Source organism: Synechococcus sp. PROS-9-1 (assembly GCF_014279775.1).
Taxonomy (GTDB): Bacteria; Cyanobacteriota; Cyanobacteriia; order PCC-6307; family Cyanobiaceae; genus Synechococcus_C.
Genome location: NZ_CP047961.1, coordinates 148,001 through 172,215, shown reverse-complemented (window position 1 = coordinate 172,215; position 24,215 = coordinate 148,001). Strand labels below are relative to the sequence as shown.

Below are 24,215 nucleotides of genomic sequence, written 5' to 3'. Positions count from 1 at the left end.
TTAAATGCTAAGGTGCCGCATTGTTTTAACGGTATAGCAATTTTCACCATCCGGCAAAACACCCTTGTTGAATGCATCAACAATTTCATCAATAGCTGAAGATACACATTTTGTCGGGGAGAAGCCAGTACTAAGCAATTTGGAAGAATCTTGCCTATAGGACCTTGGATCATTTGATTCAGAAACTACTACTTCAGCACCAACTTTTTCCTTCACTAAGTTAGCAATATCCATGATTGATATATTTTCAAAGCCAGCATTATAACAACCGCTGGCCAATTCAGGCTGTTTAAGGAAGTGGCGATAAACATTAACAATATCATCAATGTGTATATTAGGCCTTGTCTGGTTGCCACCAAAGACAGTGATTTTACCGTTTTTGAGAGCTTGATAAGTCAACATATTGACGCTCACATCAAGGCGCATACGCGGGGAAACACCGCAAACAGTTGCAGGCCTAATGCAATGGACTTGCATTTCTTCAATGTAAGACAAGAAAACACGTTCTGCAACCATTTTAGTTTTATTGTAGACAGAAATTGGCACCAAGGGTAAATCTTCTGTCACATTGGGTTCATCTTTTAAACCATAAACACTACCCGAACTTGCATAGAGCATATGTTTAACACCTTTCCGAACTGCTTTATCAGCTAATTGCTGAGAAGCGAGTACATTCACTTCCCAACTCAAAGTAGGGTTAAGATCAACAGCGGGATCATTAGCAATATTTGCAAAATGAATAATGGTTTCCACGCCATCTAGGGGAATTGAGTCAATATCTCGAATATCTCCTTGTATATTGATCAGATTTTCGTGAGAAAGAAGATGATTTCCAAACCACTGAGTATCAAAACTTATGACTTGATGACCTTCAGATAGAAGCAAAGGAACTAGGACAGACCCCTTATAGCCATTACCACCAGTAACGAGAATTTTCATGCTTTATGTTGATAGGACCAGGAAAGAGTTTTGAGATGGTCTAGGTGACTATCCACCCAGGCAATTGTATCGGAAAGCCCATCTTCAAGACTAATTGCATCAGTCCAACCAAAAGTTTTACGAATTGAGTCGCTATCAAGCAAGTAGCTCTGGTCTTTGCCGAGCCTCTCTCCCGTCTCCTCAACCACATTGGTAAAGGCAACGCCGCAACGTCCGCAGATTTGTTCCACCAACGCCCGAATACTGATCGGCTCTCGTGTGGAAAGATGCCAAGTGCTACCAGGGTCTGCCTCAAACGCGAGCCTCAGCGTGGCCTGCATTGCATCTTTGATGTGGATGAAGCAGCGTTCGGAGTAGCCACCTCCATGTAGTTGCATCGGTTGACCGGTTCGAGCACTAAGCATGGCACGAGGAATGATTCGATAGAGCTGCTGACCAGGCCCATAAACATTGGCCGCACGCGTAAAAACAACTGGAAATTCATAGGCCTTATGAAAACTCAGCAAATGCAAATCGCACGCGGCCCGACTAACGGCATAAGGAGTACTAGGAGCAAAATGATTAGTTTCACTGATCCATCCGGCGTCAGTGCTGCCGTAAACCTCAGGAGTGGTCACATGCACATATTTTTTCAAGAAAGAGCGCTGACGCAGCTCATCATGAAGAGCAACTTGACTAACAACATTGGTTTGATACCAATGAGTGGGATTAAGCCAGCTTTCGGCTACCATCCCTTGGGCCGCAAAATTCACAACAAATGCAGGTTGAACCAGATCAATCAACTTCAGAAGCTCAGGAAGTTGACTGTTGAGATCAATTGTTTGGAAGTGAAAGTTCTCTGGTGTGGCCAGTGGTTGGCCACTTACCTTCTCAAGCCAGCGATACGGCAAGAAGACAGAATCCAACTCGAGCGAGCGGCTGACACCCCACAACTCATGCCCCGCACGCAGAGCTTCCGCCACGAAATGGGAACCACTAAAGCTATTGCTTCCGATTACCAGAATCTTCTGACTAGTCATAAAGGAAGTACCTCATTTAGGTAGTTACGCAGTTCATCAGCACCAATCGGTGTGTTTCCCATCGTTTCAACTGCCAATGCCGCCATACAGCATGCCAAAGCTGCACTTTGCATCATCGGCTGTCTGCTGGCCAAACCAGTAGATAATACTGAAAGGACCGAATCCCCAGCTCCTGTTACATCTAGAGGATTGACGCTAAGAGCAGGAAAGGCTTGACTCGAAATCCGATCTTTATCGTCACGGTCGTAGGCAATAAAGCCGTCTGACGCCAACTTCACGATTAAACGCTCACAATTAGTTTCTTCTATCAATTGCTGACTCAGGCGCTCTAATCCAGTGTCTTTGTCCTGTAAAGCCAAGCGAAGTTCACGTTCATTCGGACATAGAAGAGAAAAATCTCGGAAACGACTAATTGAGCCGACCTGACTACTGCACTGCAAATCACCAAACAGCAATAAGCCATAACGCTGAGACAATTGCTGCACTACATCTAACACTCGTGGAGTTACCACCCCATAGACAAAATCTGAAACGACAATGCCATGGACATGGGGTGCTAGCTCCTCCAAACGAGCAATCAGCTTGTCTTCAATTGGAGCATCAAGATTGTGCTGTTCAAGGCGACTTACTCGAAACAACTTCTGGTTCTCCACCACATAACGTTTCTTAAAGGTGGTGGGCCGTGAGGGATCTCGCGTCAGTGCATCGCTAATACCTTGAGCATTCAATTCCTGCTGAACCAAGTTGGCGGTGCTGTCGTTCCCGATTACAGAAACTAAGCTTACCTGAGCTCCAAGAGCCCGAATGTGAGATGCAACAACTGCAGCTGCGCCAATGAAGTTGCGCTTTGCCAGCTCACGCACCACCACCACCGGAGCCTCGGCACTCATACCGATTGCCTCGCATGCGACGTACTGATCAACAATCGTGTCACCCAGCACAATCAAATGTGCCTTGTTCCATGCCTGCATTGAAGCCAAAAGATGCCCACGGCTTAGGCCCTGCCGATGACAAGCAGCTACAAACTGAAGGCGACGTTGCTGGCGAATATCTTTCTCTGAGTTCATCAGCAGGTGAGTGCTGGCGTAGCTCACTTCACCCGCGTGAAACTGAACGCTACCTCCTTGGTCTTTCAACACCGCTATAGGAAGGTCTAAAGAAGGAAGACCCTGCAGCTCGGTTCCAAGAACCAGCACTTCGGGACTGAGCATCTGAATTGCTTCGATCAGCTCATCGCCCCTCAGAAGAACAATTGTATCGGCGATCCCGAGCAGACTCAGTGCATCTGCCCGCTCTGACTGAGAAAAAAGGTAAGGCGACTGATCGGGTTTGCCGTCCCCAATCAGTGCAATTGAAAGTTTTTCACCAAGATTTTTAGCATGTCGAAGATAACGTATGTGGCCAGGATGGATGGTTGTGAAGTGGCCGTAGGCCAGCACATTGCACTGGAGGCCGGATGCCCGCTCCAGGGGGTAAAGGATATCGCTCACAGATCGATCATCACTCGGCCTGCTGTGCTGCCATCCCGAATGGCATCAATTGCAGAATTGATCTCTTCAAGAGAGTATCTGGCACTTACAAGACGATGAAACTGAATTTGGCCTTTCTGCAGCAGTCGCAAATATCGAGGAATATCCTCTGCCGGCTTACTTTCACCACCGTGGGAGCCTGTAAGAATTTTACCGAAATGAAGGGGCAAGGTGTAGAGATTAGTTTTATTGCCTTGGCGAGGGACACCAACCAGAATCACACGCCCCTGACTATGAGTTAAACGGTAGCCCTGCTCAATGATCGCAGGAAGACCCGTATTATCAATAAACACATCAAGAGGCTGACCAGATAAAGCGTCTTGAATTGCAGTTTCGGCATCCTCACGATTACTGTTAATCACGTGAGTAGCTCCTAACTGACGAGCCAAATCAAGTCGACTGTCAAACAAATCCACAGCAATAATAACAGAGGCTGAACGAAGGCAGGCAGCCTGAATAATGTTGAGGCCGATGCCACCGGCTCCGAACACCACGACAGCCTCACCCATACGTAAGCCAGCATTATTTTCCACAACTCCAAAACCAGTAGTGACAGCGCAACCAAACAGAGCAGCGGCATCTGGATCAGTATCACCTGGCACCCGTGTGCAGCGGTTTTCACTGACTACTGCATGACGATTGAACGTAGTGACCCACCCAGCATTGAGCTGCTCACCACGCCATCGATACTTGGGTGGATCAGCTTGAATACCAGCACCAGGACGCCAGTGCAACACCACACTGTCACCCGGCAGTACTTGTTTTACTCCTGGACCAGTATCAAGTACTGTGGCAAAACCTTCATGGCCCATCAAATGGGGCAAGTAGCGGTCTGGGCCCTTAGCCCCAGCAATTTCTCCAAGCTGAGATCCGCATATACCGCTCACTTGAAGTTGCACAAGAACTTGACCCACATCGAGCTCGGCAGGCAATTCAATGGTTTCCACCACTAAGGGTTGCTTTTGAGCTACGAGTATCGCGGCCTCTGTCGTGAAAGGTCTGTTCATGTTTAATTACCTATTCAAAATAGATGAACGAGTGATCACCGCTGTAGCGGGTACGTTCAAACCACCATTTCCAGGCTTCGGGTGTGTGAAAAGCCTCGCAGGTGACTTGCCAATAAAGAAGATTAGCTTTCTCAGATTGATTTCTCCAACTCTCTACGCATAAATATTTATGGAATTTACCCACACGCTCCATCTCACGTAACGCTGGATCTAGATGATGCGCTTGAAGACAATGTAGTGTATTGATGGATATTACCAGATCGAAGTAGTTATCAGGCCAAGGAAGCTCTGTAGCTGATCCAAGCTGCAGCCGACCTTTTATTTCAGACTTGCAGTTAGCGAGCGCATACGTGGAGCTATCAATTCCGTAAATCTCTGCAGTAGGAATGACCTTCAGGAAGTCGTACAAAAGAAAACCTTTACCACAACCAATATCTAAAATTTTGGGTTTTTCCGGGAGTGAGTAATGGTCGACCATCGCACGCGCAACCTTTTCCCAACGACCCTCCAAATAGCGATATCCCCCATAACAAATGCGGCGATCTCCATCCCAGTAATCAAAGTCAAATTTTTTAGCAAGTTCGGCAGCTCTAGCCTTAGGAAATTCAGAGTCGTTCACACGAGCCAAATAGTCTCTTTGGGTGCTTTTGTGAAGCACGCTCATAAAATCAACTTCAGCCATTTGTCAATAATTTGAGTGTAGGGGGGGAAGTTCAGTGGGCTTGTTGTTACTCAGCCACTGCATGCACAAGTGACCAACCACAAGCTGAGTGTCCTCAGCAATCTGCATATCATCGATAGCGAAATGAATTGGCACTTGAGCAAGCTCGAGGCAGCGACCACCAGAGAAGGCCAAGATCGCGAAAGTTTTCATCTGCTGAGAATCTGCAGTTTCCAGTGCCTTCACTACGTTGGGAGAATTGCCGCTCCCAGAAAGCACGATTAGAAGATCTCCAGGCTGGCCCTTCACCTGCAGCTGGTGAGAATAAATATTGTCATAGCCGGTATCATTCGCCAAACAAGTTATCACTCCAGCGTTAGCGGGAAGCGCTTCAACTCGAAGCCCTGGCAAACTTGGACCAGGTCCACAGGCTCCGATTCCGTAATGAAAGTCATTTGCAAGGTGAATAGCATTGGCAGCACTACCACCATTGCCGCATATAAACACATTGCGTCCCTCGGCCCAAGCTTGGCGAATCTCCTTAGCCAATATTTCTACTGCTGCCAAAATCTCTGGGCTAAAACAGCTCTGTAAGCGATTCAGGTAATCAGTCGCTTTAACAGCAAAAACACTTTGAGTGAGAGTCATAAAATCGGTGAAAGCAAAGCTTGGGCTTGTGTTAGTGCCGCAGGCGTGCCGATATCGAGATAGAGCTGATCAGTGTGCCAAGTCTGAATTTTGCCTAACAAGTCAGGGATAACTTCGATGCTGAAGTCACTGGGCCAAGGTGACATGCTCGAGAGGTGATCCAGGAGAGATGCATCAAATGCATAAAGCGCCCCGTTTGCACAGTTACCGGGAGGATCATCAACTTTTTCGTGAAAGTCAATCACAAGACCCAGGGAATCTGTTGCAACAATTCCACAACTCCTTGGATTATCAGTACAAAAGGTGAGCATTGTTAACAAGCATTGGTTCGAACGGCTTTTGTGCGCAGAAAGTAGTTCCTGCAGATCGCCTTCCATAGCGTTATCCGCATGGATCAGCAGACCGGTGGCACCTTCAAAGAAAGACTGATTAGCCAAAAGTGTACCTGCTGTTCCGAGCAACTCAGGCTCATAAGTAGTAATTATCTGCATCACAGGCGAGCGCCACTTTTTAAGAAAATCTTCGACTTGATCAGCTAAATAATGAGTGTTGATCAATACTGCCTCGCATCCTGCCATCTCAAGCTGTCGCAACCAGCGCCCTAACAATGGCAAACCAGCCACCTGTACCAGACACTTCGGTGTATGAAGAGTAATTGGTCGAAGCCGGGTGCCAAGGCCAGCTGCTAAGAGCAGCGCGCGAATAGGACGACTCATCCAAATTCCATCCTTTGTGAAGCCTCATCGAGAATCAGATCAGATAAGGCAAAGCTAGCGGTGAAAGCTGGAGAAATGGCATTCATTACGTGTGTGCTGGCGGGACCTGGGAGACATAGAAAATCGTCTTCCAGTCGCTGAGTGTTGCGATTGAATAGTTGAGATCGTATACCTACTTTCTGACTCAACTCAATATGCTCTGCCCTCACTGCCGGGATCAACTGCTGAGCTGCTCGTAGCAGTAAGGGCGGGAAGGCCAAAAACGCTTGCTCATGCACATACCGCCTAAAGCCTCCGCTATTTGCGAAGTACTGCCTTGCCAATACTGCTAAATTCGATGCAGCCATAGCTGGCTCCAGGGCATCGATTCCACGATAGTTTTCTCGTCCCCAGGCTGGTGTAGCAGTTGGTCCGATGCTTATAAGAGGATTTGGATCAGCACTGGGAGTGAAGTGAACCCCGAGGAACGGCACATTGAGATCTGGTACTGGATACAGGTTTGAGCGTGGTTGGATTGGACATTCCGGCTTGAGCTGCCAATAGAGACCTTTGAAAGGAAGAAGGGTGTACTCGCGACCAACACCGAACTGATGGGCGATGCGGTCAGACTGCAAACCTGCGCAATTGATCAGGTGGCCATAGGAAACTTGCTCGTCCTTCGCAAGACGTATCAAGCGATGTTTTGGTTCAGCAGACCATTCTGACTTACCTATGAGAAATAAGACCCCATGCTCCTGAAGCTCTTCACGTAATCTTTTTACGACTTTGATTGGTTTAACTACAGCTGTGTTTGGGCTCCAAAGAGCACGACCACTCGAAGTACATGCTTCAGGGATTAACTCGCGCAATTGTTGCTCATCCCAAAACTCAACTGTTGCACCATTAGCCTTACCTCTCTCAGCCAACAAATCTAATTGGCCATCTAATTCTTGTCGAGGAGGAACAATTACCTTTCCACAAGTATTTAAATATATATTTCGCTCTACTATCCAAGCACGCAATCTTCGAGCACCATCTACACAAACTTTGGCCTTAATACTACCAGGCTTATAATATAGTCCCGCATGAAGTACTCCAGAATTTCGACCTGAGCTATGAAGTCCAAGCTCAGACTCTTTATCAAGTACAACAATAGATTTAGCAATTTGGCGCTCCAACAGCTGATGCGCGATACACATTCCTACCATGCCACCACCAATTATTAGAACGTCGCAGTTGTAAGTAGTCATTCTTGAGTTGCCTTACTATTCACGAAAAGCTGATCCGGGAAGCTTACAAGAGTATCTAAAAGTTTCAAGGCTGGCACGTGAATACCAAAAGAATTGCCAGTCGATAAAGTATTCGCAATCTGCCGGTGCCATTTGACAACTGAATTGCGGGCACTGAGGCCATGGCCACTAAGAACATGGCAAACAGTGGCAACACCTGCTGCTGCACCAGCCTGAAGATCACTAAGACGATCACCAATCATTATTGATCCATTCAAATCAAGATTTAGAGCCATCGCAGCTTCCAAGAGCATTTTTGGGCTAGGTTTACGCCAACTGTTAACTGGCCCACTAGGCCCATACCCGTTCGCATAAATAGCAGACAACGGCGCATCAGGACCAAGCAGCTCTTGCATCCTCTCGTTAACTGCTTCAAAATTTTCCCACTGAAAGAAACCCCTGCTAATTCCCGATTGATTAGTTACTAATACTACAGGAATACCTTGTCGACATGCCTGCTCAATCAGCTCCCGAGAACCTAAACACAATCGAACCTTGTTAGGATCACACACATAATGACAATCCTCGATCACCACACCATCACGATCTAAAAAAAGAGCTGGAGATTGGCTTGGGAAAGGTGGACTCAAAAGAAGACTTCTTTCAAGATTTTTTTTCTTTTCTTGCATTGTCAGAATCAGTCTTGAAGTACGTTTACTAGTTTTCTTTCCTTCACCCAATTCACTTAATCGAGTGAGACAAGCCGGTCACATTTCTGGACTGTGCTCAGCCGATGGGCAATCATTACGATTGTGAGTTCCTGACTCAGTTCTTCAACCGCCGCCATCACCGCCTCTTCTGTGCCTGTGTCAAGAGCACTGGTGGCCTCATCAAACACAAGAACCCGCGCCTGCTTGTACAGAGCACGAGCAATACCTATACGCTGGCGTTGACCGCCACTGAGACGAATTCCTCGCTCGCCTACAAAACTCTCATAGCCTTCTCTACTAGATTCTATAAATTTAGCTATTTGGGCCTGACCAGCTGCCCTCTTCACTCGGTCTAAATCAATCTCATCAAAGGGAACGCCAAAGGCGATGTTTTCTGAAATCGAACTGTCAGCCAGGTAGATGTTCTGGGGCACATGTGCAATTGATGCGCGCCATGCTAATAACCGCTCAGGGTGCTCCGGGTCGTGCAGATCTGCTCCATCCACAAGAACCTTCCCGGAAGTGGGTACCAGCAGGCCCATAAGCAGGTCTACCGTGGTGCTCTTACCGCTGCCGGTGCTCCCAATAATTCCAATGCGCTCGCCTGGGCGGATCTCCAAATGCAACCCCTGTAAGACGTCAGGTTGATCCTGCCAGTATCTGTAATACACATCACACAGGAGAATCCCTTGGCGTAGTGGCAGTGGTTCAACCCCGATAACTGTGGGCGGAATTGGCTGGCTGAGCATCTCCATTACACCCTGCATTGCAGCGTTGTAGCCCTTCAAAGCCGCCCAGCCAGCATAGATCTGCTGCAGTGCGGGCAGCAAGCGTTGCGCCCCTAAGGCCATTGCGCCAAGCAAAGGAATCACGGCAGAGCCGCTGCCGCGTTGCACCACCAGCGCCCCCCCTAGCAGTGCAATCGCCACCATGCCCAATGCCTCGAGCGAGTAGCGAGGAAAAGCAATAATAAAGGCGTTTTTGGCTGCGAATTGGCGTTGAGGGAAATCCGCTTGCCGATAGATCTGCAGATACATGGGTTGGGTGCCATCAAGCAGAACATCACGAATGGCACCAAGCCCCTCTTGCAGCGCTTTGAGCTGCAGGGTTGACGCCTTAGCGATTTTTTGACCATTAACACGAAGCTCTCGCCGCGAGACGATCGCCAATGCTCCGTAGGCACAACAAAACAGAGCCGCGGCAGCCAAAGCGACATTAGTGTCAATCAACAGCAAACCCGTAAGCAACCCCACCGCCACCACGGCGGAAGTGAGAAGCTGAAGCATGGCGTTAAGAGCCCCCACTGTTTGACCGATCTGGGCAGTGATGGTATGGATTATTGATGCGCTATTACGCTGCACATGAACGCAGTAGGGCTGAAACAGAGTTCGCCGGTAAGCCTCACAACTCAGGTCTGAGCCAATAGCCGCTGCCAAGCGGCCATTCAGCCAAAGGTTGGCCAGCCGGATCAGCGCCGCCGAAACAGCAGCTGCCGCAAACGCCAGCGTTGCCGGCAATACAAGCTGACTCGCCCTTGACCAGCCAACATGAACTGCTACTACTTGTATCAGCGATTGCTGCCAGAGTCGCTCTGGGTCGCTGAGGACGCTCAGGAATGGCAAGACCGCCCCCAGGGACACCAGCTCTGCTACACCACTGGAGAGCATTACCAAAGGAAGCAAGCCCAACTGCATGCGGCGGCGGCGGCTGAGATGTTTCCATATACCCAGCAGCAGCGTGGGGGTAGAAAGGGGATGTTGCTGATTAAAGGGAGGTTGTGCCGTCAAATTGATCTGAAACTAAGAATTAGGGTTAAATGTGCCGACCACTGCAGCAGCGCGTTGCTTAGTTACTCGAATAACATGCTCATAATTCTACGTAATCATTCGTTTAGTGGGATCGGGCCGGAAAATCCAAGTTTGACCGGAGGCACACGTCGAGTTGTTCATTAGGAACCATCGTTTTAATTGTTTCCCAATGGATAGTTCCACTGATAACGGTGATAAGTACCACGGCATTAACAAGCACCCTGGTGCTCCACTCCACACCCGTGCCCGCTATGGCATAAAGGATCTCACCTGGCTCGGGACTCAAGTGCTCAAAGGCGAAAACGTAGGCTTCTTAGAGGTCGTCCACATGCAAAAACCCTCACAATGGGGAAGGGATGTAGGAGCCGGGGCCCCCAGCCGATCAAGCTCTCGCTCATAAACTCTAGAGATGTGAAAATGATGGACTCAAGCCAACATCACATGAACGTTGATAAATTTGTAATTCATGTGATCTAACTAATTACAATATTATGATAATCGTAGAAGCTGAAGTTCAGCATCACACCGTAAAGACTTCACGGGGTTTATAGAGTGTTTTGCCCTTTTGTGTATTTGCTGCACAAATCCGTAAAACACTCTGGTGAATGTTTGGTCAATCTTAGTTTTTCGTGAGACCAGTTTTACGCCGCCTAAAGGCCCCACAACGTGCCGAGCACATCTCTATTGGGGGTTTATTCCGGCACCTCAAAACTCTCCTCCACATGACTCTGAGCGCCAAGAGTGTAAATCTCTTCCGGCTGTACCTACTGGATAATCCTGATCAGCTTTTCTCTGTCGGTGAGCTCTCAACAGCGGAGAGTCAGACGAGGGGCTTGATGTCTTAGTGGAGGTGATCGACCGGAATAGTGGTATTTGCGAAGTGGGCACGAGGTTATAGCCGCTTGCAAGCCTTTTAATGCTGTGCATCTTATGGAGCTTCTGCAAAAGTAGCGCCGCCAAATAGCAGTTGAACTTACTAGTAATGATAGTTATCAAAGCAAATTTAGGATAAATTATTTTTGATATTCAGCAATTAAAGTTTTTGTTAAAAGCGCATAGCCTCGTCGACGCAGGCAGGCACAGAACCCTGAGCATTAAACACCAAACGGATTGTTTTGAACAAGATCAATAGATCCAACCAAAATGAGAAGTTACGGAGATAATAGAGATCATAACTGAGTTTGTTGGAGGCATCTTCCACAGAGGCTCCATATGGATAATTGACCTGAGCCCATCCACTCAGGCCAGGCCGCATGCGTTGCCTTAAACGGTAGTGCGGAATCTCTTTGTCAAGCTCCTGATCAAATTCAGGACGTTCTGGTCGCGGCCCAATTAGACTCATATTCCCTGTAAACACACACCAGAGCTGAGGCAGCTCATCAATTCGCGTGCGCCTTAAGAAAGATCCTATTGATGTGATTCGGGAATCTGAGCGCTTCACCCATTGAGCACCATTGCGCTCAGCATTAACTCGCATACTTCGCAACTTGTAAATGGTGTAATGAGTGCCGTTAAATCCGGAACGAATTTGTGAATAAAGAATTGGGCCTCGATCTTCAATCTTGATCAACAAACCCGAGACAAGAAGAATAGGGCTCGTCAGCAACAATAATATGGCCGATAGACATACATCTCCTAGACGCTTCAATCGCGATTGAAAGGTGCCTGGAAAAATGGAGAATTCACCTCGCAGTAAATCAGCATCACTTAGAAACTCCGATGGAAATCTCTGTAAAATTAATTCACACCACGCTTGAAGGCCGAGAACTGTTCTGCCCTCATGTTGAAACTCTAGAAGGCTCTGAAGGACTGAATTAGGTTCAGCGGCAAAGTCATCTACGAGGATTGAAGCATTTCCTAATATGTTCAGCTGTGCAGGGGCTAGATAAACAAGATGGATAGGCAATCGTGACAACTTCAAATGATACTGAAGCCGCTCATATACCTCCTTACGTCCTAAAAAGAGCCAATGATCGGTCCAAATTGGTCTGTTTCTGACCAAGGTACCCAAGAAGATCTGAATCGCCAGACTGGTGAATCCCAGACAACCGAGATAGGGAATTAAAAAGCTGCGAAACAGGGAATAGCCTTCAATGCCTTTGAAAAGCCAAAAGTAGGTGAGTGTGCCCGCAAGGCTGACAGCAACCACAAGAGCTACCTTCACAGCACCTTGCAGAACAAAAAAAGCGCCAGTATTGGAAGAGCGCAAACCATACGACCATTGATAGCGCCCCAGTACGTAGCCACTGAGCACCCATGTGGCCCAAAGAATCGGAAAAAAGATCGACCCATCAGGCCAGCGCCCAAAGCGATTTAGGAACAGTACGTTGTAGAGAGAGAGAAAAAGGACGCTGTCAAGGAACATCGCAGCAAGCAGTCTGCGTCGAGACAGAATCCAGGGGAGCCTGAGTTGCATGAGTTGCGTTGTGACTCAAATTTTGAAATAAAACTGGAAAGGCAGAGATCGAGAAGGCACTTCATGTCAGCCTGTAGTCGCAGAGGACGGGAGCGGAGCTCAACCGTCTCGGCAGTGACGTGATTGAGTTGAGTTTGCCATAGGCAGTGCTAACAATTGCATGGCAGGTTCAATTGATCGAAACCCAAGATTCCTGACGCAAGTCAAAATAATCAAGCTTAAGAGAGGCGTTGGAAATACTTGCAGATCAGCTCATTAGATAATGGATACAAACAGCGTGAGCAAGCGAATGGCACATCTACTGATCACTGGTGGAGCAGGCTTCATCGGCAGCCATGCCGCGCTGGTTCTGCTGGAGGCGGGCCACGAGCTGCTGGTGTTCGATGATTTCAGCAACAGCAGCCCGATCGCGCTTGACCGTGTGCGAGAGCTTGCTGGACCTGCGGCCGCACCTCGGTTGCGGCAGATGCAAGGCGACATCCGTAACCCCAGGGATCTTCAGCAAGCCTTCACCAAGGCGCCGTCCGGGATTGATGCGGTGATCCATTTCGCCGGTCTGAAGGCTGTTGGCGAGTCTGTGCAGAAGCCACTGAAGTACTGAGATGTGAATGTGAATGGCAGTCGCTGCCTGCTGGAGGCCATGCAGTCCCATGGCTGCCACACCCTTGTGTTCAGCAGCAGCGCCACGGTCTACGGCTATCCAGAAGCCGTACCGATTCCAGAGACAGCTCCGATCGCTCCGATCAACCCCTACGGCCACACCAAGGCCGCTGTGGAGCAGATGCTGTCCGACCTGCACGCCAGTGCCCCGGACTCTTGGCGGATCGCTTGCCTGCGCTATTTCAACCCCGTTGGGGCCCATCCGTCCGGCCGCATTGGGGAAAACCCGCTGGGCATTCCCAACAACCTCTTCCCCTTCGTGAGTCAGGTGGCCATTGGCCGCAGAGCACAGCTCCAGGTGTTCGGCGGCGACTGGCCCACCCCCGATGGCACGGGCGTACGTGACTACATCCACGTGATGGATCTCGCTGAGGGACACCGTGCCTGCCTGGACTGCCTGCTGGCGGAAGCACCACAGCTGTTGGCCCTCAACCTGGGCAGCAGCCAGGGACAGTCCGTTCTGGAGGTGGTGCAGGCAATGGAAGCTGCGAGCGGTCGTTCCATCCAATACACGATCACCGACCGTCGGCCTGGCGATGCCGCCAACAGCTTCGCCGATTCCATCAAAGCAGCTAGACGCCTTGGCTGGCGCACCCAGCGCGGGCTTGAAGACATCTGTAGAGACGGCTGGGCCTGGCAGCAGCAGAACCCTCAGGGATATACATGAGCGGATTCAACTCCTTGGGTCACATAAAGACCAATGCCTGTTGCGAGCACTGGTCACCATCGCCAACAGGAGACAGCACAGTTGTATGCAGCGGCGCCGGCTGAGGTAGCCCCAGATACCGAGCAGCAAGGTGAGGGTGGATTGGGGTGGGTCTTGATTGGGCACAGGCTGTGTCCTCAAATCGCTCCGGAAATCACAATGTCGATCACCATCCCTAGAGACGTACCAGTTGCTGCGCTAGCTCCTTACGAAACTGCGCCACCGTGGTCGCCAGACCTTCCGCCAGCGAGATCCGGGCACGCCAGCCATGGGAGGCCAAGCGGCTCACGTCCAGTTGTTTCTTCGGGGTGCCGTCGGGCATGCTGATGTCCCAATCGATCGCGCCTCGGTAGCCCGTTGCGATGGCCACCGCATCCGCCAGCTCGCGGATGCTCAGGTCAAGGCCCGTACCAACATTGAGGTAAGTGAGCTCACCTGGGGCCGGGTTCCAACGCTCCAAGGCAAACACGCAGGCGTCGCCGAGGTCATCCACATGCAAAAACTCACGCAACGGTGATCCCGTTCCCCAACAGGTCACACTTTTTATTTTGGCTTCCTTGGCTTCATGGAAGCGGCGCATTAAAGCAGGCAGCACATGGCTATTTTCCGGGTGATAGTTATCTCCAGGGCCATACAAATTCGTTGGCATCAAGCTGATTGCATCAAAGCCATACTGTTTTCTTAGTGATTCGCACAGCTTGATCCCGGTGATCTTGGCGATCGCATACCACTCATTCGTGGGCTCCAATGATCCTGTGAGCAACGACTCCTCTTTGATCGGTTGCTCAGCAAACTTCGGGTAAATACAACTACTACCCAGAAAGAGCAATCGCCTCACCCCCGCCTCCCAAGCCCCTTCAATCACATTCGTTTGAATCTTCAAATTCTCCAGCAAAAAATCAGCTGGGTAGGTGTCATTGGCATAAATTCCGCCCACTTTTGCGGCCGCTAGCACCACCACATCAGGCTTATTCGTTGCATACCAAGCTTTCACTGCTTCGTGATTGAGCAGATCCAACTCTTGGCGGTTTGGTGTCAGCAAGGCTCCGCGTTTAGCTTCATCGCCATAGCCCTTCTCCTGCAATGCCCTACAAATCGCGCTGCCCGCCATTCCCCGCGCGCCGGCAACAAAAAAGCGATCATCGGCTTTGATCAAGCTTCTCACTCCTTAACTCCAGCGGCCTTGACAGCATCAGGGTTCGCCGGTGGATTCTCCATCGAGCCCACAACATTGAATCCTTTCAATTTCAAATAAGCCTCTTTCTTAGCCTCCTCCTGATCCGTCGCCACCATCTCCGCCACCAATTCCTCCAGGGTTGTCGTCGGCGTCCAGCCCAGCTTCACCTTGGCCTTAGTGGGATCACCGAGCAACGTCTCCACTTCTGCCGGACGGAAGTAACGCGGATCAATTCGCACCACCACTTCGCCGGTGTTTCGCTTGCCAGTTTCCTCTAAACCCTTGCCTTCCCATTCGACGGCGCCCCAGCCCAGCTCAAGTGCCGTTAATTCAATAAAGCGGCGCACGCTTTCCTGCCGCCCTGTAGCGATAACAAAATCTTCCGGTGGACCCTCCTGCTGCAGCATCCGCCACTGCATCTCCACATAATCCCTGGCATGGCCCCAATCGCGCAGCGAATCGAGATTGCCCATGTACAGGCAATCCTCTAAGCCCGCATCAATCCGCGCCAGGCCCCGCGAGATCTTGCGCGTCACAAACGTTTCACCGCGCCTTGGGCTCTCGTGGTTAAACAGCACCCCATTGCAGGCATACATCCCATAGGCCTCGCGATAATTCACCGTGATCCAGTACGCATACAACTTGGCCACCCCGTAGGGGCTTCTTGGGTAAAAGGGCGTGCTCTCCTTCTGCGGCATCTCCTGCACCAAGCCATACAGCTCACTCGTGCTGGCTTGATAGATACGGGTCTTCTCCGTTAAATCCAACATCCGCACTGCTTCTAAAATTCGCAGTGTGCCAAGCGCATCACTATTGGCTGTGTATTCGGGCGCTTCAAAGCTCACGGCCACATGGCTTTGGGCTCCAAGGTTATAAATCTCATCCGGCTGCACCTGCTGAATAATCCGGATCAAATTGCTGCTATCTGTTAAATCCCCGTAGTGCAGCACCAGCCGCGGATCATCTTCATGGGGATCCTGATAGAGATGATCAATTCGGCTGGTATTAAAACTGCTCGCTCTTCTTTTGATCCCATGCACTTCATATCCCTTCTCCAGCAACAACTCCGCTAAATAACTGCCGTCTTGGCCGGTGATGCCGGTGATCAGGGCGGTTTTGGTGGGGGTAATAGAGGGGGGCATTGAGTCTTCAGAACGTCATGCAGGCATAACAATTCCGCCTGCGGTCACAGCGGACAGGAGCAGAGCTCAACCGCCTCGGCTGTGACGTAATGGATAGGAGTTTGCCACGTCGCTGCTGCATAGCTGAGGTTTTGTGGGCGGCAATGCGTAGCGCAGCGCGCCAACATAGAGCTGGAAAGTGGTGCGCATCAAACATCACGCATCTGTTCATCACTTTTAGTGGGTCAAAACTGCCCGGCTCATGAGCAATGGCTTAAGAATCGAGCCAGAACTCCTTAGCTAGATTCAAGGGAAGGAGAGTTCAATCCAACCTTGTTGAGCCGCCAAAGAACGTGAACAGGCCATCACCAACCACGACCAGCCTGGCGGACCTACGCACCCAACGTCACGCCCAATGGTTGCTCGCACTACGCCTTTCGCTACAAGACTTGGTGGAGTCCAATCTGGAACGACCAGACCAGATCTATCTGTTCGGCTCCCGTGCTCGGGGCGATTGGGACGGTTTATCAGACACCGATCTACTCGTGGTGGCAGCCAACCAACATCTGGCCGAAACATGGGCCGATCAAGTGCTCGATTCAGGACTCGCTGAGGATGTGATCGCACTCGACCGTGAGGCCTGGGCTCAGTTGCCACAGAGCAACTCAGTGGTTTGGCGCAACGCTGCCAAGGTCGCTATTCCGTTACTAGCGGAGAGGCCATGAATGCCCGGCCGGATGCATGGCTGCGCCAAGCCCAAAACGACCTCGAACTCGCTCAACTGGCACGTGACAACGGCTACTTGGCGCAAGCCTGCTTCTACGCATCACAAGCAGCCGAAAAAGGCCTAAAAAGCGCACTTCTGGAATTGGGACTGGAGCCTCCGCACACGGATGTGCTCAACGATTTAACGAGGCGGCTGAAAGAAACAGGCTTAGAGACCAAGGCATTAGAGGCCCTATCTCTGCGCAGCCTGAGCAGGATGGCGATCCAATCCCGCTACCCCGTGGATGCCACCCCGCCTTCTGAGCTGTTCGATCCAGAGGAAACCGATCAAGCTTTAGCAACGGCCCGTGAGGTGTTGAGCATCCTCAAGGCTTTGGATCAGCAGGGCTGAGGGCTGCCACTTCAGTCAATCTGCTTTGGACACCTCGCCGATCCGCTTCTGACAACGCCCCAAGGGAACCAATCAACAAGCTCTGATCCAGGGTGAACAACTTGAAGCGAACAACACAAGGCTGAGGTAACCCAGCAGCTTGGAGATCCTTGATCTGCCAATCCGTTGGCCATTGGCTGTTGCGAGCACTGGTCACCATCGCCAACAGGAGATGACCACTTTGCTCTTGAAATGCAGGCTTGGAGAGAACCAACGCGGGCCTCCGCTTGATGGCCTGGCGCTCTGTGAATGGAAACGGAACTCGTACCAAAGCGAACGGTGGAAACGCTGTCACAGGTCTGCAAAGGCAACTTCATCCTCATCACTGCCCCATTCCGTCAGCCCAGCCTGAACTCCACGCAAATAGCCCAGGTCGATCGGAGACACCACCCTGAGACGAACCGACTCGTCCTCAAGTTCCCAACTCACGAGATCGCCACGCTTCAGCCCGAGAGCGTCCCGTACACCCTTGGGGATCGTGACTTGCCCCTTAGCCGTCAATGTTGCCAAATCCATCGCTTACCTCCTTACTGCCTTACTATCGTAGGACTCCTTACGCTTCTGCGGCGTAAGAGCTAGAAACGATTAATGCGATTCGATTCACCAGCACCCTGATCGATGCACCTTTGGTGCGGATCATTGTTGAGCCCAGCGCCATTAATGGACTACGCAAACGATCCCAGCTAATGGTCGACAAGCTCTTCACGGTTCCAATCGAGGGCATCGGCAGCTCGATTGGTGGCATGGAGACAACAGTGATGGCAGAGCTTGATCTGGCGCTCAGAGACTGGCTGGCTCTCCATTAAGGAGGCGCACACTGCACACACGCGTCGCTAATGCCTGCAGCACCGAGTTCGTCGTCTGGCAAGGTCAGGATTGCTGAGGTGTCGAGGCAAAAAGCTGGCATCACCGTTCAGCGTTTCGATCGAGCCCCCGACCCGCCAAGCGCTACCAAGCCCGATAGATCAAGCGACCCAATAGCTCACGCAGGGCACGGGAGCTGCCATCTAAAGCGCCTGCAGAAGGAAACCACTGGGTTGGGTCACGCCACAGAGGACCGGCCCAAGCGCCGCGGGCCTGAAAATCCACGGGGAACGGTTCCACCACGAGACCCTGGCGCTCAAACAGGCGCTGAGCACGGCGCATATGAAAGGCACTGGTGACCAGCAGGATGCGAGGGGATGGAACTAATCCATTCCCAGATGTCTCCAGCAATCGACGAATCGCAACCGCTTCTTCTGCGGTGTTCACCACCGGTGGCGTGCTCGCCATAACGCCAGCGGGGATTCCAAGCTGTTGCGCTTCCTTTAGGTAGCGCTTCCCCTCGGGAGGTTGGCCGGGCCGGAACGGACTTGCCCCACCGGTAAACAGCAAGCGCGGGGCCTTGCCAGCGCGGTAGAGATCGAGGCCAGCAAGAAAGCGGTCTGGGTCGTGCCACTCGCTCACCCGCGCAGCACCGGGAGCTGGGTGACGGCCGCCGCTGAGCACCACGATCGCTTCAGCAGAATGAGCTTCAGATGCGGTGGTGCGTTGCCAGGGCGCCTCGAGCCAGCGCCACAGGGTTTGGCTCACCAGCCCCAGAGAACAAACCCAAAGCAGCACAAGCGCTGCAATCACAGGCCAACGCCAACGGCCGATCAGCCCCACGAACAGAAGGATCAAGGAGAAGCCAAGTGGCAACAAGGCCAGAGGGAGAAGCTTGCTGAGCAGATAAATCATCGAAACGTCGTCAGCTCTGCGAAAAGTGTGCTTTCCACCCAATTCTCTTCCTGGCAACAGAACACTTTCCCAAGACACTGAGATGCCATACCTTGCAAGGGCTTTTACAGAATGAAGATTGCTGAATACCCGTTTCCTATGGGCGATCGCATCAGGAGTTGCTCTAACGCTCCAGCCCGTCATGGTGGGTGCTCAGCAGCTCATTGAGGTTGAAGAAACAGTCGTAGAGCAGGCCCAACCCCTGCCGCTCGAGCAGCGTTCACAAATCACCTATGACGCCTACATCCTCGGCCCTGGGGATGGTCTGCAGATTGAGTTGCTGGATCTTCCCGAACTGAGCGGGCGTTTCTCGATCGGCCCCGACGGAACGCTTTACCTTCCCCGCCTAAGAGCCCTCTATGTCGAAGGGCTCACGGTGGAAGAGCTGCGTTATTTCCTCACCGAACAATTCAGCACCTACGTGCGTGACCCACAGGTTTACGTGCGGCCCGTGCGCTATCGCCCGATCCGGATTTACATCGGCGGCGAAGTGAGACGGCCTGGGTATTACACCTTGAGTGGAGACTCTGATCTCGAAAATCTCTCCACCACAGCGGAAGCCACTCAGCTGCAAGCAGGAACCGCCACATCAACCAACCGGCCTGGATTGGGCCAACTGCCAAGAGCTGCAGCAGCAGGACCCGGCGGCAGTGGTTTAAGCACCTTTGGAACTTTGTTTCCCACCGTCTTTGACGCGATCCGCACCGCTCAGGGAATCACCCCCTATTCCAACCTCTCCAAGGTGCAGGTCACGCGCAAACGAGCCCTGGGCCTTGGTGGTGGCCGCATCCGCACCAACCTCGACTTTCTCTCGCTGATCACGGAAGGCAACGAATCCCAAAACATCCGCCTGTTTGACGGCGATGTGGTGAGCGTGAGCAAAAGCAAGGTGGTGATGCGGGAGCAGTTGCTCAAAGCCGGGCAAACCAACCTCAGCCCCCAATTCATGAATGTGTTCGTGAGCGGGCGCGTTAAAAATCCTGGCGGCGTTGTGGTGCCTCAAGGCTCCGTGCTCAATCAAGCCTTAACCCTCGCCGGTGGCCCGCAACTGATGCGCGGCAAGGTGGAATTCATCCGTTTCACCAGGGAAGGAGAAGTGGATCGCAGGATCTTTGGTTACAACCCAGGTGCAGCTGCGGATGCCCCCAACAACCCCGTATTGATGGCTGGAGATTTGATCACCGTTCGCGAATCGCCGCTTAGCGCCACTGCCACGGTGCTGAATGAGCTCACAACTCCTGCCTTTGGTATCTATGCCTTCTACTCGATCTTTAACAACTTCAACTGATGACGAGCAGCCATACCCCCTCCCCCATCGAGAACCCATCAACAGACGATGAGATCGATCTGCGCCAAGTGGGCGGGGCCCTGCTTCGCCATAAGCGCCTGATTGGAGCTGTTGCGGGATGGGCGCTCGTCCTTTCCACCCTCTATGCCTTCACTCGCAAACCAGTGTGGGAAGGGCAATTTCAGATCGTGCTGCAAAACAATGAGCAACCTTCCAGTGGTGCGGCTGCCTTGCTTCAAACCAATCCAGGCTTAGCCGGATTGATCGGAGCTGGCGGTGGTGAAAGCCAATTGGAAACCGAGGTCAAAATTCTCGAAAGCCCTTCGGTGCTCAAGCCGGTTTTCGATTTCGTGAAAGCCAGCAAAGCCAAAACAGGTGAGGACGTCAGCGCGTGGCGCTACTCGAGTTGGGTGGGAAATCTCACGATCGAACTCGCCAAAGGCACCTCCGTGCTCGAGATCGCCTACCGCGACACCCAGGAAGACTTGATTCTTCCGGTAATTGATCGCATCTCTAAGACCTACCAGGCCTATTCCGGACGCGACAGAGCGAAGGGCTTAACCCAGGCGATTTCCTATCTCGATGAACAGATAGAGCTTTTCACTACGAAAAGCGCCGAGTCACTCCGGGCGGCTCAGCAATACGCCATTAATGAAGACCTCACAGCTTTAAAGGGCGAAGGAGCTAACGATAATGAAATCAAAAATTCAATAAACATCGAAGCCATCAGAGTGCAGGCCGCCAATCAAATCCGAAGCATTAACGAACAACTCATACAACTTAATCAACTCAACGATAATCCGGAAACTTTAATGTATTTGGGGAGAAATATCCCCGAGCTTGCTGCTCAGGAATTACCTCAAACTCTTGACGCTCTTGACACTGAGCTCGCCCTCCTACGCGCCAAATTCACCGATAAGGATGACTCGATCAGAAGGGTATTAGAGAAACGCCGCCTGCTGATTGAGGTATTTAAACGCCAAACATATGGTTATCTATATGCCCAGCGAACTGCAGCGCAAGCAAGACTCAAGGCGGCGGAACGTCCTAAGGGAGTGTTGATCAAGTTCAGGGAACTTCTACGCGAAGCTGCCCGTGATGAAGCCACGCTTACCAAATTAGAAGCGGAGCGCCAGGTACTTTCACTTGAAAAAGCCCGCAAACAAGAGCCATGGGAGTTGATCTCTACCCCGACCTTGCTTGACAACCCAGTGGCCCCCCGCAAAAAGCGGATGATGGCGCTGGGTTTGCTGGCCGGCTTGGTCGCTGGAAGCGGTGCTGCCCTTGTGGTGGATCGCCGCACCGGGCTGGTGTTCAGCCGTGATGAGCTCAAGGGATTGCTGCCTTGCCCTCTGCTCAAGCACCTCTCTGCGCTTGCCCCCAACAGCTGGCATGACGCCGCTGATCTCTTGGCCAACGGCCCCCTAAGCGTGCCCGCCCCTGGACCGATTGCTCTCATTCCCGTAGGCAATGTTCCCAGTGATCAGCTGCAGCGCTTGCGCTCCGAGCTGCAACAGGCCCTTGGCAGCCGTGAGCTGCTAGTGAGCAGCGACCTGCGCCAAACCAGCCGTTGCGCCACCCAGCTGCTGCTCACTGCCCCAGGCGTAGCCACACGCACCCAGCTGTCCCAGTTCAAACAGAAATTGGCGCTTCAAGGCACCCCTCTGGCTGGTTGGGTGCTGCTTGATCCTGATCTGGAGCTGGGTTGAGCAACCAACCTGCGATCGTTCACGGCCTGTCCAAACTCATGGCTGGCGGTGTGTTGTTGTGCCTGAGCACCACTGCCCTGGCGCCACGAGAGGCCCACACCCAGGTGCGCTGGGAGCCGTTGCTGATGGATCAGAACAGCGCAAAAGAAGCAGATGCTGCTCCATCTGTGATTTGGGATGCGGTGCCGGAACGTGAGCAGAGCAAACAATCGATGGATCCAGTGGTTTGGGAGGTGATTCCAGACAACGAGCACACCAATCCATCGCTGAATCGATTGGTCTGGGAGGTGATTGCAAACGACGAGAGATCAGCAGAGCCCCCTAAGGAAGCCTCCAAAGAACCTTTTGATCAGCAGCTCACGCCAGAACAAGTGGAGGCAGTACTGAACAGCATTCCCCTCAAAGCCAGCGACTACCTCCCCCTGCTGCGGTTATCACTCGCCGTACCCACTGCAGCCACCCTGCCGTCTGAGCAATGGCGGATCAGCTTCCTGAACATCTCGCCGTTCAGCAGTGATACCGGCACAGGGAACCAGAACTACGCCATCAATCTCGACGTCGGCCTGATCGATAACCTGCAGCTCACGGCATTTGTGAGCCAAGCCGATGACCCACTCAACGCCCCGCTAACTGGATTCAAGAAGCAGCCCGGCAACTTCTGGCAAAGCTACGGCGCAGCCGCACGCTGGCGCTTGCTCAATCAAGACAGCTGGCAACTGGCTCTGAATGGATCCCTAGAAGTCTGGGAAGTGGGTAGCGGTGGTGACGACTCCTTCTCTAACGCGGGAGATAACGCCAGCCCCAACATCTTCAATGACTCCGGCAGCAGGGTGTTCACACGCAACATTGTTGGCTCCATCAGCCTTCCGGTGAGCTGGCAAGCAACCAAAAACCTGCAATTCAGCCTTGCTCCAGGGGTGAGCGTTCTGCCCTCCAGCCAGGGCGCAGGCCAAGGGGGCGCAGGCACGTTTTATGGAACCAATCCATTCATCAGTGGTGGTGTTCTGTTCCAACCCATCCCCGAGTTAGGACTCACCGCGAGCATCGCCCAACCCGTGGGTGCTGGAACCAATAGCTTTAATGCTGATCTTGAATTTTCACGCGTACCCATCCTTTCAGCCGGAATCAATTGGGACCTAAACCCCCGCATTGGTCTGCGGGGCATGATCACCAATGGCTTCGGCGCCACACCAGCCACAGCGCTGCTCGCCCTACCTTCCGACAACCGTCTGGGCTACAGCGCCAGCTTCGTGTTCACTCCAGACACACCCGATACGCCCCAACCGCCCCTCACCACACGGCAACAATCTTTAAGCAAGGGCGGCCTCACCGTGAACACCGCTCTTGTTCCACCCGATGGAGGCATCGAGGCCTGGGGCAATGGCGACGACGGAGGGAACCGCAACGGCTTTGTGGGCTACTCGCTGTCGAACATTTTCCAGGTGGGTTTATTTAGCGGTGGTCTCTACAACAACGTTCCCCAGACCACTCCCCAGGCGCGCACCTACGCCAACGACGGCGCCTACAACTGGCGCATCGGTGGTAAAGCCGTGGCTTTCAGTCCTCTGCGCGGCGCTCCTTTCTGGGGAGGTGGCCGCATCACCCTCGGCAGAAGCGATGCCAAGAGCAGCAGCGGCCAGGGCTACGTGTTCACTGAATCCATCAACACCTGGGAAGCCACTCCCTGGCTCGCTTTCAATGTGAACCCCAAAGTGGCATGGAGTGGGGTTGGCAACCTCTGGGGTGTGGGCCTGAGCGCGAACGTGCAGCTAGCGCCGCGCTGGCAGCTCATCCCTGAAGGAAACCTTGTGATAAATCAATTTTCTCAGAGCAACAGCACGCTTGGTCTGCGCTGGCAGACCACCGAAAGCATTGCTCTAGAGGCCTACGGCACTACAGCTGCCTCGATCCTCGATATCGGCCAATTACTGAGTGCCGAGCAAATTCGCTGGGGCGGCAGGGTTCTGGTGGGTTTTTAA

Annotated in this window: 23 protein-coding genes and 1 pseudogene; 7 read left to right on the top strand and 17 right to left on the bottom strand. The window is 52.1% G+C overall.

What is annotated here, in order from left to right; translation table 11 throughout:
* The 11 genes from SynPROS91_RS00820 to SynPROS91_RS00770 all read right to left on the bottom strand — a co-directional run bounded on the left by SynPROS91_RS00820 (position 1) and on the right by SynPROS91_RS00770 (position 12,610).
* Positions 1–939: an NAD(P)-dependent oxidoreductase gene (locus SynPROS91_RS00820; protein ID WP_186517587.1), complete on the bottom strand. Its 939-nt coding sequence runs from the start codon at positions 937–939 to the stop codon at positions 1–3.
* Positions 936–1,958, bottom strand: a complete 1,023-nt coding sequence (locus tag SynPROS91_RS00815) for an NAD(P)-dependent oxidoreductase (RefSeq protein ID WP_186517585.1) — start codon at positions 1,956–1,958, stop codon at positions 936–938. The genes SynPROS91_RS00820 and SynPROS91_RS00815 overlap by 4 nt, the downstream gene beginning before the upstream one ends.
* Positions 1,955–3,397, bottom strand: a complete 1,443-nt coding sequence (locus SynPROS91_RS00810; protein ID WP_255439845.1) for a PfkB family carbohydrate kinase — start codon at positions 3,395–3,397, stop codon at positions 1,955–1,957. Before SynPROS91_RS00810 ends, SynPROS91_RS00815 begins: the two co-directional genes overlap by 4 nt.
* A gap of 47 nt (positions 3,398–3,444) precedes the next feature.
* The gene (locus SynPROS91_RS00805; protein WP_186517581.1) at positions 3,445–4,494 is read right to left on the bottom strand and encodes a zinc-binding dehydrogenase; all 1,050 of its coding nucleotides are present in this window, start codon (positions 4,492–4,494) and stop codon (positions 3,445–3,447) included.
* Between the two features lie 10 nt (positions 4,495–4,504).
* The gene (locus SynPROS91_RS00800) at positions 4,505–5,176 is read right to left on the bottom strand and encodes a class I SAM-dependent methyltransferase (RefSeq protein WP_186517579.1); all 672 of its coding nucleotides are present in this window, start codon (positions 5,174–5,176) and stop codon (positions 4,505–4,507) included.
* 3 nt (positions 5,177–5,179) lie between these two features.
* Positions 5,180–5,803, bottom strand: a complete 624-nt coding sequence (locus SynPROS91_RS00795; protein WP_186517577.1) for an SIS domain-containing protein — start codon at positions 5,801–5,803, stop codon at positions 5,180–5,182.
* On the bottom strand, positions 5,800–6,519 hold the full coding sequence (locus SynPROS91_RS00790) for a nucleotidyltransferase family protein (RefSeq protein WP_222929395.1): 720 nt from the start codon (positions 6,517–6,519) through the stop codon (positions 5,800–5,802). Before SynPROS91_RS00790 ends, SynPROS91_RS00795 begins: the two co-directional genes overlap by 4 nt.
* Entirely contained in the window at positions 6,516–7,748 is a 1,233-nt protein-coding gene (locus tag SynPROS91_RS00785) for an NAD(P)/FAD-dependent oxidoreductase (RefSeq protein ID WP_186517575.1), read from the bottom strand. Before SynPROS91_RS00785 ends, SynPROS91_RS00790 begins: the two co-directional genes overlap by 4 nt.
* Entirely contained in the window at positions 7,745–8,467 is a 723-nt protein-coding gene (locus SynPROS91_RS00780; RefSeq protein WP_186517573.1) for an HAD-IIIA family hydrolase, read from the bottom strand. The genes SynPROS91_RS00785 and SynPROS91_RS00780 overlap by 4 nt, the downstream gene beginning before the upstream one ends.
* Positions 8,468–8,472: 5 nt before the next feature.
* A complete protein-coding gene (locus SynPROS91_RS00775) occupies positions 8,473–10,224 on the bottom strand; it encodes an ABC transporter ATP-binding protein (protein WP_255439843.1) in 1,752 nt (583 codons plus the stop codon).
* Between the two features lie 1,066 nt (positions 10,225–11,290).
* Positions 11,291–12,610 (bottom strand): exopolysaccharide biosynthesis polyprenyl glycosylphosphotransferase, encoded by a 1,320-nt coding sequence (locus SynPROS91_RS00770; protein WP_255439841.1) that lies wholly within the window; start codon positions 12,608–12,610, stop codon positions 11,291–11,293.
* Between the two features lie 340 nt (positions 12,611–12,950).
* Between SynPROS91_RS00770 and galE the strand changes: the two are divergent.
* Positions 12,951–13,988, top strand: a pseudogene (gene galE, locus SynPROS91_RS00765) (UDP-glucose 4-epimerase GalE).
* Between the two features lie 6 nt (positions 13,989–13,994).
* Here the strand turns inward: galE and SynPROS91_RS00760 are convergent.
* The 3 genes from SynPROS91_RS00760 to gmd are packed head-to-tail and all read right to left on the bottom strand — an operon-like array spanning position 13,995 to position 16,346.
* Entirely contained in the window at positions 13,995–14,153 is a 159-nt protein-coding gene (locus SynPROS91_RS00760; RefSeq protein ID WP_186517563.1) for a hypothetical protein, read from the bottom strand.
* A gap of 49 nt (positions 14,154–14,202) precedes the next feature.
* Positions 14,203–15,192, bottom strand: coding sequence for a GDP-L-fucose synthase (locus tag SynPROS91_RS00755; protein WP_186517561.1), 990 nt, complete (start codon positions 15,190–15,192; stop codon positions 14,203–14,205).
* Complete coding sequence (gene gmd / locus SynPROS91_RS00750) at positions 15,189–16,346, bottom strand: GDP-mannose 4,6-dehydratase (protein ID WP_186517559.1); 1,158 nt, start codon at positions 16,344–16,346, stop codon at positions 15,189–15,191. Before gmd ends, SynPROS91_RS00755 begins: the two co-directional genes overlap by 4 nt.
* Positions 16,347–16,678: 332 nt before the next feature.
* Between gmd and SynPROS91_RS00745 the strand changes: the two genes are divergently transcribed.
* A complete protein-coding gene (locus tag SynPROS91_RS00745) occupies positions 16,679–17,050 on the top strand; it encodes a nucleotidyltransferase domain-containing protein (protein ID WP_186517557.1) in 372 nt (123 codons plus the stop codon).
* Positions 17,047–17,442: a HEPN domain-containing protein gene (locus tag SynPROS91_RS00740; RefSeq protein ID WP_186517555.1), complete on the top strand. Its 396-nt coding sequence runs from the start codon at positions 17,047–17,049 to the stop codon at positions 17,440–17,442. The genes SynPROS91_RS00745 and SynPROS91_RS00740 overlap by 4 nt, the downstream gene beginning before the upstream one ends.
* Here SynPROS91_RS00740 and SynPROS91_RS00735 read toward each other — a convergent pair.
* Both SynPROS91_RS00735 and SynPROS91_RS00730 read right to left on the bottom strand, forming a co-directional pair.
* A complete protein-coding gene (locus tag SynPROS91_RS00735; protein WP_186517553.1) occupies positions 17,417–17,776 on the bottom strand; it encodes a type II toxin-antitoxin system PemK/MazF family toxin in 360 nt (119 codons plus the stop codon). The two genes, SynPROS91_RS00740 and SynPROS91_RS00735, sit on opposite strands and share 26 nt — an antisense overlap.
* The gene (locus tag SynPROS91_RS00730; protein ID WP_186517551.1) at positions 17,773–17,997 is read right to left on the bottom strand and encodes an AbrB/MazE/SpoVT family DNA-binding domain-containing protein; all 225 of its coding nucleotides are present in this window, start codon (positions 17,995–17,997) and stop codon (positions 17,773–17,775) included. Before SynPROS91_RS00730 ends, SynPROS91_RS00735 begins: the two co-directional genes overlap by 4 nt.
* Before the next feature lie 113 nt (positions 17,998–18,110).
* On the opposite strand from SynPROS91_RS00730, the gene SynPROS91_RS12340 reads away from it, so the two are divergent.
* Positions 18,111–18,287, top strand: coding sequence for a hypothetical protein (locus SynPROS91_RS12340; protein WP_370586775.1), 177 nt, complete (start codon positions 18,111–18,113; stop codon positions 18,285–18,287).
* A gap of 142 nt (positions 18,288–18,429) precedes the next feature.
* Here the strand turns inward: SynPROS91_RS12340 and SynPROS91_RS00720 are convergent, their stop codons facing one another.
* Positions 18,430–19,200, bottom strand: coding sequence for a YdcF family protein (locus SynPROS91_RS00720; protein WP_186517547.1), 771 nt, complete (start codon positions 19,198–19,200; stop codon positions 18,430–18,432).
* Positions 19,201–19,318: 118 nt separating this feature from the next.
* On the opposite strand from SynPROS91_RS00720, the gene SynPROS91_RS00715 reads away from it, so the two are divergent.
* Genes SynPROS91_RS00715 through SynPROS91_RS00705 form a run of 3 tightly spaced genes read left to right on the top strand, consistent with a single transcriptional unit; the run spans position 19,319 to position 24,215 of the window.
* Positions 19,319–20,527: a polysaccharide biosynthesis/export family protein gene (locus tag SynPROS91_RS00715; protein WP_255439840.1), complete on the top strand. Its 1,209-nt coding sequence runs from the start codon at positions 19,319–19,321 to the stop codon at positions 20,525–20,527.
* Complete coding sequence (locus SynPROS91_RS00710) at positions 20,527–22,236, top strand: Wzz/FepE/Etk N-terminal domain-containing protein (protein WP_186517545.1); 1,710 nt, start codon at positions 20,527–20,529, stop codon at positions 22,234–22,236. Before SynPROS91_RS00715 ends, SynPROS91_RS00710 begins: the two co-directional genes overlap by 1 nt.
* Positions 22,233–24,215 carry a hypothetical protein gene (locus SynPROS91_RS00705; protein WP_186517543.1) on the top strand — a complete coding sequence of 661 codons (1,983 nt, stop codon included), beginning with the start codon at positions 22,233–22,235 and terminating at the stop codon, positions 24,213–24,215. The genes SynPROS91_RS00710 and SynPROS91_RS00705 overlap by 4 nt, the downstream gene beginning before the upstream one ends.